The 11,497-nt window shown below is 52.5% G+C and carries 7 protein-coding genes; 1 reads left to right on the top strand and 6 read right to left on the bottom strand.

Annotation, left to right across the window (positions count from 1 at the left end):
* Positions 1 to 583: 583 nt before the first annotated feature.
* The 6 genes from HMPREF9453_RS10800 to HMPREF9453_RS10775 form a co-directional block, all read right to left on the bottom strand.
* Positions 584 to 1,360: a TatD family hydrolase gene (locus HMPREF9453_RS10800; protein ID WP_008860602.1), complete on the bottom strand. Its 777-nt coding sequence runs from the start codon at positions 1,358 to 1,360 to the stop codon at positions 584 to 586.
* Complete coding sequence (locus HMPREF9453_RS10795; RefSeq protein WP_040380740.1) at positions 1,357 to 2,622, bottom strand: GGDEF domain-containing protein; 1,266 nt, start codon at positions 2,620 to 2,622, stop codon at positions 1,357 to 1,359. Before HMPREF9453_RS10795 ends, HMPREF9453_RS10800 begins: the two co-directional genes overlap by 4 nt.
* On the bottom strand, positions 2,597 to 3,091 hold the full coding sequence (locus tag HMPREF9453_RS10790) for a hypothetical protein (protein ID WP_008860600.1): 495 nt from the start codon (positions 3,089 to 3,091) through the stop codon (positions 2,597 to 2,599). The genes HMPREF9453_RS10795 and HMPREF9453_RS10790 overlap by 26 nt, the downstream gene beginning before the upstream one ends.
* A gap of 1,100 nt (positions 3,092 to 4,191) precedes the next feature.
* Positions 4,192 to 5,802: an ATP-binding protein gene (locus HMPREF9453_RS10785; RefSeq protein WP_008860598.1), complete on the bottom strand. Its 1,611-nt coding sequence runs from the start codon at positions 5,800 to 5,802 to the stop codon at positions 4,192 to 4,194.
* A gap of 170 nt (positions 5,803 to 5,972) precedes the next feature.
* Positions 5,973 to 7,886, bottom strand: a complete 1,914-nt coding sequence (gene lonC / locus HMPREF9453_RS10780) for a Lon family ATP-dependent protease (protein ID WP_008860597.1) — start codon at positions 7,884 to 7,886, stop codon at positions 5,973 to 5,975.
* A 631-nt stretch (positions 7,887 to 8,517) separates the two neighbouring features.
* Positions 8,518 to 9,546, bottom strand: a complete 1,029-nt coding sequence (locus tag HMPREF9453_RS10775; RefSeq protein ID WP_008860596.1) for a deoxyguanosinetriphosphate triphosphohydrolase — start codon at positions 9,544 to 9,546, stop codon at positions 8,518 to 8,520.
* A gap of 1,309 nt (positions 9,547 to 10,855) precedes the next feature.
* On the opposite strand from HMPREF9453_RS10775, the gene HMPREF9453_RS10765 reads away from it, so the two are divergent.
* A partial coding sequence (locus tag HMPREF9453_RS10765; protein WP_008860594.1) for a UPF0236 family transposase-like protein occupies positions 10,856 to 11,497 on the top strand: 642 nt, incomplete at its 3' end.

Raw genomic sequence — 11,497 nt, 5'->3', positions numbered from 1 at the left:
TCGTGGCCCTCTTCCCCTAAAGGGGACGCAAGAACGTTCCGGGATTGGCTTTCTGTATCATATGGCATGATAAGCATGCTGGTGATTGGCTCACTGCGTTCGCCACCCCCTATCCGGGCTGCGCCATTGAACGCACCTACGGTGTGAGGTTTCACAGGACTTCGTCCCCCTGTGATTGTCCCAACGCCTGCGGGGGGAAGGTGGTACGCAGTACCAAAGGGGGGAAAAGGTTCTTAAGGTTCTTAAGGTTCTTAAGGTTCTTAAGTTTGACGGGCCTTTGGCCCGAGGGTGGTGGTGGCGGCTTCGCCGCAAATTTTATAATGCCGCCAGGCGGGCACCGGCCTTCCAGGGAGGCCAACCCCTTCCACCACTGGCGTGGTCCCCCTCCCCCTGCAAGCAGGGGGAGGCAAGTTTACAGGGGAGCGGCTCTCTCCCGCCCCACTGGGAAGCGTGTCACTTGATTCTCAGTCGCACAAGGGCTCCCTGCGAATCCAGTTCCCTTGCCACCGCGAGTGGGGAAGGCGCAAGGTTTGCAGGGACGCGGTCTCTTTCACGCCTGCAAGGGAGTATCCTTAAAGCTCTTCTATCGAATGCCGAAGACTTTTTCCGTATTTTCCAACGCGTGAAGGCGAAGGTCTTCTGCTGTGACGTGCATGTAGGAGGCCAGGGTGTCTACGACGTAGGTAATGTTCTGGGGGACGTTGGTCCTTTTGAGGTGGAAGCCCCGGGGTGTGAGGTAGGGGGCGTCGGTTTCTACCATGACCCGGCTGAGGGGAAGGATGGAGACAGCGTCTCGGAGGGCGTCTCCTCTTCTTTCGTCGCAGATCCAGCCGGTAATGCCGATGTAGAAGCCCAGGTCCAGCAGTTTCCGGAGGGTTTCCTTATTTCCGGTGAAGCAGTGGACCACGGACAGGGGGCAGATGGACTCGTGGCCTTTGAAGCAGTGCAGGAAGTCTTCTTCCGCATCTCTCAGATGGAGGAACATGGGTTTATGCAGTTCTTCGGCCAAGGCGATGAGTTCTTTGAAATAGTGCAGCTGGTTTTCTTTTTTGGCATACATGTGGTCATAGTCCAGCCCTGTTTCTCCCACCATCCTGATGGCAGGATTGGTCAGGATGATTTCACGGATGCGCTGAAGGTCTTCTTCACGGGCCGTATCGGTGCTGTGGGGATGGATGCCGGCGGTGCCCAGAAGGCCGTGTTTTTTTGTGAAATCGTTCACCAGTTCGTTGTCTTTCCGGTCAGAGCCGGTTAATATGCATCTGACGCCAGCTGCTTCGGCATCTTCAATGATTTTCTCCGGATAGGGAAAGGAGGGGGTGAAGAGGTTGAGGCCTATGTCGTAGTATCGTATGTTCATGATTCCTTCTGTTCTTTTTCATAAAGGAAGATGTAGAATACATCTCCATAGTTGGCATTGTGGCTCCGGTGGCCCCGGATTTCTACGGGGCGGAGGTTTCCCTTTTTCGTCAGGATATTAGCGGTAATGAAATAGAAGCGGTGCCGGTTGAAAGGATTCTCCAGCTGCCGGTCAATGGCTGCCCTGGCCGCCTCCTTTTCCGAATCAGGGAAAATCCGGTCCAGGGACATTTTCGTATATTTCATGAAATCATCAAGACTGTCGCATTCCATGAGTTCCACCAGGGTGCTGCTGGCAAAGAGGATACTCCTGTCGTCCGCCCTGTATACCGCCATGGCGCCGGGCATTTCGTTTCCTATGTCTGTCAGATTGAAGCCCAGCTGGGTGCGGGTATCTTTCAACCTGAGCTCCGGATCAAATTCCTTCCACCGGGATTTGCCATTCAGCTTGGCGCCGTAGAGGGCATAATCCGCCTTAATGCAGAGGCTGCGATAGTCTTTGTCATGCTTTGGATAGCGGGCCAGGCCCAGGGAGGCGGAAAACCGGATTTCCTTTCCTTTATAGGTAATGATATGGGGGGGTTCTGTGAAACGGTCAATAGCCTCTGCCGCTTTCCGGCTCCAGCCATAGCCGCAGAAAATGATGAATTCGTCGCCGCCGTTTCTGGTAATAACAGCGCTCTGGCCGAAAGTTTCCTTCATATCCCTGGTAAACTGGCAGAGGGCCTCGTCCCCTGCCTCGTGACCATAGACATCGTTTATGATTTTGAAATTGTCGATATCCACTGCCATGACCAGGGCCGGTTCATTCTGATGGGCCTCCAGATAGCGCCTCACCGTCCAGTCGCCGCCGGTTCTGTTGCATACGCCGGTCAAAGGATCGGTGGTACCCATGCGGCGGAGGCGTGCATTGCGGCGGGCCAGCACGGCAAGGGTCAGGGCAGTCAATAAGCCTGCCCAGGTAATGAGGACCATGATCCAGGGATTTACCCAGGAACCTTCAGGGCGAAGATACAGGGTCCAGTGATCTCCATAGATTTCCCGGGATATAAACAGGGCGTCTTTTCTGTAATTCTCGTCTCCATAGACTTCGGAAGCCGTACCGTCTCCTTCTGTATGAATGAGGCCGCAGAGAATGTTCTGGTCTTCCAGATTTGATACATTGGCGTCCTTCAGGAAGATGCGGGTATCAATAATGGCCAGAATATATCCCCAGAAATGGCGGTCTCCCTTTTCATCAGGCAGATATACAGGACGCAGCACCACGATGTCTTTGAGCCCATCCCCCCACTTCCATGGATGGTGTAATGCTCACATTGCCGGACCGGCGGACTTCACGGGCCAGGTTCTTTAGGGAGCCATCCATGGGATTTTTGAAATCGCGGATATTTGCGTCCTGGTTGTATCCGGTAAAGGTACCGTCATCCTGGATGATCTGGATACTGCGAAGGGCGTTGTCCATTTTTACAAAGTCCGCCAGCTTCGCCCGATCGGGGACATGGGGACCGCCAGGCTCCTTCACCCTTCCTTCCATGACACTGGTAATGGTGACATACCGTTCCAGGGACTGTTGAATCCAGGTGATCCGGGCATTCCCTGTTTCACGGTAATTGTTTTCTACATTGGTCCTGATGGAGTTATAAAAAGCGGCGTCCAATAAGAGTACCGCCACAAAGATAATAGAAAAAACGGGCATGGAAATGTAACGGCTCTTGTCCGTCATCTTTTTCATACCCATCATCTCCTGAATTGATCTAACATGCGAGTTTCATTGCGTCCTATGAAAGTGGTCGTGGTTATAGAAATTATTATATATCATTTGGAAAATGAATGAAAGGGTTCAGTGGACACGCCTGCGGCGTGAGGGTTGACGGGACTTCGTCCCGAGGGTTCTTAAGGTTCTTAAGTTTGACGGCCTTTCAGGCCGAGGGTGGTGGTGGCGGCTGACGCCGCAGATTTTGAAGAAAAGGGGGGCGCGGCTCCGCCATTGGACACACCTTCGGTGTGAAGGTTCAAAAGGTTCAAAGGGCTCAGAAGGGAAGGTTCTTAGGATGGACCGGCCTCGCGGCCGGAGGGTTCTTAAGTTTGACGAGGCCTTTGGCCCCGAGGGTTGTGGTGGCGGCTTCGCCGCAGTATAAAAAAGGGGCACGGCTGACGCCGTGGGTTGTGAAGAAGGGTTCCCAACTTTTATTGTCCCACCGCTTGCGGGGGGAAGGTGGTGCCGAAGGCACCAAAGGGGGACGGGGCCTCTGGCCCCGAAGGTTCTTAAGGTTCTCAGGTTTGACGGGCCTTTCAGGCCCGAGAGTTGTGGGGCGGCTTCGCCGCAGGTTTTATAAACCGCCTTCGGCTGACCCCTTCCGGCTCTCAGCGCCCTTGCCCACCCCTTAAACAGGGGTGGGCAAGGGCGCTGAGAGATTGGCTTTTTGTGTCTCCGGGGAAGCACTGATTCATTCATAAGGTCTGCTTGTATAAGAATTTGTATGCGCTGCTTTATCATGGGACTTCTGAAATAGCTCGCTGTTCCCTTTCCCATTCCTTGCATTGCATAAGGATTCAAGAATAGAAGCAGACAATGTTTTAATCAATGCTTCCTCAACCGCATATTCCTATTTAATTTGATTTGAATCAGACAGAGCCAAACATACCGTTTTCCTTGCTTTATCCCCTGAAAAATCATATGGCAGCTAGGTTGAATTCCGTTCAAGTTGGTTGCAAGTTGGTTGCAACCAACTTGCAAGTTTTAAGCTAAATCAGCCATGAATCCCCGGTAAATGGGCTCTCCTTCAGTTGCATGCCGGTTGCAAGTTCAAAGCAAAACCCACTCAAAGAGTGTCACTTATTCATAAACCACCTGGCAGCACTAGTTTTTCCTATGCAGATAATCTTCCCATCTGCTCTCAGTTCCCTCATCAGCACCTGAATCTGACCACGGCTAAGGCCAGGCAGAACCTGCTGTAATTCTTTAAAAGGGGTACCGATTGCGTTATTCTTACGAATATGTTTCATAAGCAATTCTTTATTTGTGTCACGATCCAATCCAACACGTCTTGTATATACGCCCGATTTTCCGGTTGCAGCATATAGGCTTCTGGCGAGAACGTACTTCTTGCGCCCGATGTGTTCGACAATACCCATATCTGTCAACCGTGGCAGCCGTTCCTGCATTTTCCTATCCAAAGGCTGACTGTGATACAGTGCATTAATCGCAAGAAAATCTTCCGTTGACAGCATTTCAGGGTCTTTTTCGTTGATTCGTCTGATAACTGACAGCATTTCTTTATCCAGGATCAGGCCATTCAGCGTAACACTGACAAAGAAATCATCAGTTCCTGTGAAATCCGGAAGCGGTTTTGCCTCCTGCACGCTTAACTCAAACATCAGGTTCATGCCCTGTCCTGATCGTTCTACCATCCCACATAAGGAAAGAATCTCAGCGATGCGGCGATTGCGGGGAAGCTGTCGATCCAATATATTATCAAGTGTAATACCAAACGGCAGTCCTCCAGGGCTTTCTACAATCAGTCTATCCCGATACTGACGAATAAAAATACTTCCTCCAAACTGATAACTTCTGTGGCTGACTGCATTCAGAATGGCTTCTCTTACGACTCGTTCATTGAATGTTGCAATATCAAATACAAAAAATCCTTCCTGGTAATGTTGTTTGTCATTGCGTAGATTGATGAGTTCCCAGATTTGATCATAGCATGCAAAAAATCCGGTCTTAAACTCTTCTCTCTGATTAGCAGGCCCCGAAGACTCGGAAGAGCGGTACTCAAAAATAATTTCTGCCTGCGGTAAATACCTGATAATGGATGAATTCTTTCCAAACAGAATGAGCGCTGCATAGGTTATCCCTTCATCAGTTATTGCACCGCAATCGTGGAGCAGTTGTTCTTTTGAAAGTGCAGCAAGCTGTTTCTTCCCTTTTTTCTCGATCCATTTTGTGCGAAAATTTTCAATGGCCGTTTCATCCAGGTCTTCTACTGTTGCCCCGGCACATATCATTCCGGAAAAATCAACACCAACTTCGTCATAGATTTTACGACGCATATCTTCCGGCATAGGCTTTAGTACATCACCCTCATAAATCCAAGCTACCCCATCGTATTGTACCGGCAAGCCAATCGGACGACTCTTTACATCAAAAACCAGAATTCGTTTTCCCTCATGGCTAAAAAGGCGAAAATCTATACTGATTTTCAGTTTTTCTATGAGTCCCATGCGCGTACGTTCCGGCTGTTCAAACGCATTACTTCCTACCACACTGCGAGGTCTTTTATCTGAAATGCCAAAAACAAGTTTACCGCCGCCATTGTTTGCCAAGGCACAACAACATTTGGCCGCCTCGCCAAAATCAAACCGATTTTTTGCTTCCTTAAACTGGGTGTGTTCGCCTTCCTGCGCTTCTAAAAGCTCTCGAATGCTGTCTACATAGGTCATATGCTTCTCCTTATACTGAATCCTTGTAAAAAACATCTTGGAATACCACTTAAATACGCTTTATGCCATCAGCAGGAAGGACAGGATGTCCGAGCCAGAATGACTGTGACCGGCGGGGAGGGGCAGCGGTCAGCTGATAGCCGGCAGCCGATAGCTGTCCCACCAGTCCACTATTTCACCAGCATGGTATCCAGTACGTCCCTGATATGGGTGACAGGGATGACTTCGATGCCAAGGTTTTTGGCGTCGATGTCTGCTTTGTTTTCCGCCGGAATGAGGATGCCCTTCATACCGGCCTGGCGGGCACCGAAGGCTTTTTCCATGACGCCGCCTACCGGCTTTACGTCGCCGGAGAGGGAGATTTCACCGGTAACGGCCAGGTCCTGGCGGAGGGGAATTTTTTCCACGGCGGAGACGATGGCACAGGTAATGGCGGCGCCGGCGGAGGGGCCGTCTATGTTTCCTCCGCCTACGATGTTTACGTGAAGGTCATAGTCAGAAAGGTCTTTGCCGGTGACAAGGCGCACCACGGCGGCGGCCGTGGATACGGAGTCTTTGGCCATGGAGCCGGCAGTGTCATTGAAGCGGATGGTGCCTTTGCCCTGGGTTCTGGCAGGGAAGGCGGCGGTTTCGATTTCAATGGTGCTTCCCCAGTAGCCTGCTACGCCCAGTCCGTAAATGTGGCCGACTCTGGGATTTCCTTTCTTCACCCTTCCCAGCCAGGGAGAGAGGCGGCTGGCCTGGGCGGTGCGTTTCATGAGGTCCAGGGTAATGGTCACATCTTTGGCTTCGCCGCTTTCATAGACGGAAAGGCCGTAGGCGTCGGCCAGGAGACTCACCGCTTTCCGCCCTTCCATGGTGTAGCTGCTGATGAGGTCTGCCACTCCTTTTTCCAGATGGACCTGCAGTTTGTCTGCTGCGTGGTTCACGATTTCCACCACGTCTTTGGGCTGGAGGGGGTCAAAGAACACTTCGGCGCAGCGGGAGCGGATGGCAGGATTGATTTCTTCGGGCTGCCTGGTGGTGGCGCCGATAAGGATGAAATCGGCGGGCGCGCCGTCTTTGAACAGTTTCCTGATGTAGTCCGGCACGGCCGGATTGTCTTCGTCGTAGTAGGCCGATTCGAAATAAACTCTCTTATCTTCCAGTACCTTCAGTAGCTTGTTCAGCATCATGGGGTCCAGTTCACCGATTTCATCAATGAAGAGGACGCCGCCATGGGCTTCGGTGACCAGACCCGGTTTCGGTTCCGGTATGCCGTCGTCTGCCAGCTGGCGGCTGGCGCCCTGGTAAATGGGGTCGTGGACGGAGCCGATGAGGGGATTGGTAATATCCCTTTCGTCCCAGCGGAGGGTGGTGCCGTCGCATTCTACAAAGGGCGCATTTTCCCCGAAGGCGGTGTAGGAAAGTTTCTTTGCTTCGTCCAGCACCAGCCGGGCTGCGGTGGTCTTTCCCACTCCCGGCGGCCCGTAGAGGATGAGGTGCTGGGGATAGGGGGAGGCAATGCGGGAAAAAAGGGCTTTCACCGCCCGGTCCTGGCCCACGATTTCCGAAAGGCTCCGGGGCCGCACCACGTTCATAATGGTAGAGGTGAGCTTCACTTTGTCCAGGGCTTCCAGTTTTTCCATTTTACGGCGGCTCTGGGGTGTTTCGGTATCTCCCGTTTCTTCATTAATGATTTCCTGGCGGATTTCATCCACATATTCCTGATGCCTTTCTTCCAGGCGGTCGGCTATCTTTTCTTCCAGCTGCCGTTCCACGGCCTGCCGAGCCAGCATTTCCGCCAGCTTATCTTCCAGTTTATCCAGAATGGATGGTATTTCTTCCTCCGTAGGCACCCTGGTATAGTCCCGGCTTTCCAGAATGAGCCGTTCCATGCCGATGAGGCGGATACGGGGGTTTTCATCATGTATATATTTCAGCGCATTATACCGGCTGGCCTGCACGATGATCTGCTCGGAGCCCATAATGCTGGCATAAATGCTGTAAATGGCATTGATCTGTCTTTTCAGCTCTTCATCGGAAAAGCTGCTGCCGTCTACGTGGTTCATGAGACGGCCGATTAAATCTTTTACATCTTCCAAAGAAATCCCCTCCTTTATTGTTATATTGACACGCCGCAGGCTGCTCCATGCAGATACGATGCTAAACTGTATTCCCGAAGGTTGACGCGCCCTTTCGGGCGCGAGGGTTGAGGCAGCCATCGGGCCTGACGGCCCTGGGCCGCCAGGGTTCTGCCCGGGACCGGCTACGCCTCCCGGACAGGTTGAGGGCTCCGCCCAGGGTAGTTATGTAGTATTGTGGAGGTCCTGCATAGGACCTCCAAGTCAGCCAAAGTAGGCCCTTAGCCTGCCCATTAAAGGGCTTACCTATTGGTTGGCTGACCGTGCCCGCTGGGGAGGTGGGCGCCTGTCGGCGCTATTTTATTGCCGCCTGTGGCGGCATATAAAACTCCCCTCTGAACCAGACAGGAGGCGAAGCCGATTCCGGCCCGAACCTATCGTTCGGCGCGAAGCGCACGAACGATAGAACCCAGGTGCCGAAAGGCACATGAACCCTCTTGCTTTCGGGATTACAACCTTCTGAAGTCTGACCGTCTGCCATCTATCTTCTACCTTCTAGCGCCTGCCTGCTCCGCCCACTGATATTTATTAGTGGACCGGTGAGCCAGCCAGAGTCATCAGCCATGCTTAACGACAGCAGGCAGCCGCCGCTTCACTCTTTCTTGAATGTCCAGTACCGTGGCACGAAAATGTCTTCAAAGAGGTTGATGGCAAAGTTGTCGGTGAGGCCGGAAATATAATCCACTGCCGCCAGGGGAATATGTCCTCCGGCCAGACGGATCTGCTTTTCAGGAAGCCTGGTTTCATGGAAACTTCCATCGGCCCGCTTTTCCGTATAGTAGTTATAAAGCATTTTCACCACGTTGCTTCCCCGTTTCCGGTCAGGAATCAGGGCCTTTGACATGTATACCTCGTCAAACATGAACTGCCGGAAGGTCCGCAGCACTTCATCCCCTTCCTTTGACATATGGATGCCGTCTTCTTCGTTCTGCATGGAATTTTTCACCACGCTGGTGACGAGGGCGGTAATCATGGAGGAATGGGTGGTGCCGATTTTACGCTTCACCATGTCCGGCAAATCCTCGGGACCGATGAGGCCCATGGTTTCTGCATCTTCATAATCATGGCAGAGGTAGGCGATGCGGTCGGCGTATTTAATGAGGGCCCCCTCCAGGGTATGGGCAGTCAGTTTCCCGCAGTGGTTCAGCATGCCATCCCGCACTTCCCCGGTCAGGTTCAGCCCCTGCCCTTCCTTTTCCAGCTTCTCCACGATGCGGACGCTCTGCTCATTGTGCTCGAAATGGCCGCATACTTCCTGCAGCGCCTGTTCCCCCACATGGCCGAAGGGCGTATGGCCCAGGTCATGGCCCAGAGCAATGGCTTCCACCAGATCCTCATTCAGCCGAAGGGCCCTGGCCATGGTGCGGCCGATCTGGGCCACCTCCAGGGTATGGGTCATGCGGGTGCGGTAATGGTCTCCCCGGGGAGCGATGTAAACCTGGGTTTTATGTTTCAGCCGGCGGAAAGAATTACTGTGAAGGATCCGATCCCGGTCCCTTTGGAAATCGGTGCGCAGCGGGTCCTTCTTCTCCTCCCTGTCCCGCCGGGCGTTGGCGGAAAGAGCCGCCCGGTGACAGAGGATTTTCTTCTCCAGTTCTTCACTTCGTTCACGAATCAGCATGATGTCCCTCCTTTTTGAAATGGGATTGATTTCCTTTATTTTTATTATATCATCTATGGGGCCGCTCGGGCGGAGGGTTCAAAGGGTTCAGAGGGTTCAGAGGGTTCAGAGGGTTCAAAGGGGAAGGTTCTTAAGATTGACCGGCCCTATGGGCCGGAGGGTTCTTAAGTTTGACGGGGCCTTTGGCCCCGAGGGTTGTGGATTGCCCTTACGGTGCACAGCGAACACAATTTGCACTATGCGAACTGGATTTGTAAGGGAGCATCAGCGACCTGAAAATCCAGTGAGTCAGTGACAGCAGTGGATGCACTATGCGAACTGGATTTGTAAGGGAGCATCAGCGACCTGAAAATCCAGTGAGTCAGTGACAGCAGTGGTTGAAGGAGCGCCAGCGACGCGCAAAATGTAGTGAGTCGTTTCCCCTTTAGGGGCAATGAGTTTTATAATGCCGCCTGCGGCGGTCACGTCCACATCGAGTATCATAATCAGGATTACCACCGTCCACACCGACTTCGCTGGATGGCGTCTCACTGGATTCGCGGGTCGCGGGGCTCCCCTATGAATCCAGTTCGCTTGCACACCCTTCGCCACTTCGTGGCCCTCTTCCCCTAAAGGGGACGCAAGAACGTTACGGGATTGGCTGTCTGTATCATATGACATGAAAACAATTCTGCTGACTGGCTCGCTGCGCTCGCCTCCCCCTGTCCGTCTGCGCCGGACTTCTCCACGGGAAAGCGTGTCACACGATTCTCAGGTCGCTTCGCTTCCTTACGAATCGTGTTCCCTTGCCACCCCTATTCAGGGGGCAGAATAAAGCTCTGAAAAGCAGTTCTTTCATAAGCAGCTCACAGCATAGCGGAGCTTTATAGTGCCCCCTGAACAGGGGGAAAGGTGGTGGCGCCAGCCACCAAAGGGGGAATGCATTTCCTCGCCCGCAGGGCGGTTGTTAAGGTTTTATACAAACTGGCGCCTTCTATAATTTAGAGGCGCCCTACAACAACCCTCGCGCCAAAGGCGCGTCAAACTTAAGCCCCTTAAGAACCTTCGGCCCAGCGGTCCGTCAACCCTCAAGCCTCATAGGGGCTTGTCCATAAGGCGTGTCAACCTTCGGGAATACTGGAAAGCACCGCCCCGATCCCGACCCCGACCGCGCCACAGGCGCCCCACCACCCTTTGAACCCTTTAGCCTTAGTGTAAAATTTTACTCGGTAGGGGAATTTTTCCTGAAACAATAAAAGAGGAAAGCCTCCCCTTGAGTGGAAATGTTATAATTTCCGTGCACAAATAAAACAAAGAAAGGGCTTTCCTCATGGATATTATAACAAAAACTGGAGAAATTTGGAGTGAAAATGCAATTGGTGCAGTCATTTCTCTCATTAAGGAATCTGATGACTCTATCGAGGCTGAAAGGAAGCTAACTCATTGGCTCACTGAAATGAACTGTCAGCTTATAGCTATGGCTCTGGAGCGTATTGACACTGAGCTGTATCAGATTTACAAGGTACAGGGGTGGCGTGTGGCGCGCCGGGACTCTAGGACGATTTGCTGCCGCTATGGAGAGCTGACCTATACCCGAAGACTTCTGCAGAAAGAAGGGAAGAGCTTCTATCCCCTGGACTGCAAAATGGGCTTTGAACCCAGAAAGCACTACAGCCTGGGAATGATTGAGCGGATTGTCGAGTCTGTCGCAATTACCACCTCTCGCAGTGCCAGCGAACTCCTGCAAAGCCTGGCGGGAATTACCATCTCCCATCAGTCTGTTATCTCACTTAAGAACTATGCCGGCGAGAAGGCGAAGACTTACGAAAAAGCATTGGCAGAAGAGGAAAAGGTTGAAAAGCCGACGCAGCCGGAAATTATAGCGATTGAAGGAGATGGAATTGTACTCAAGAACAAGGAAAAAGGCGGCGTTTCGGAAGTGCACCGCCTCCAGGTATATGAGGGAGTCAGG

The sequence above is a fragment of the Dialister succinatiphilus YIT 11850 genome, from assembly GCF_000242435.1.
Lineage (GTDB): Bacteria > Bacillota > Negativicutes > Veillonellales > Dialisteraceae > Dialister > Dialister succinatiphilus.
This window is presented reverse-complemented; position numbering and strand designations above follow the sequence as displayed.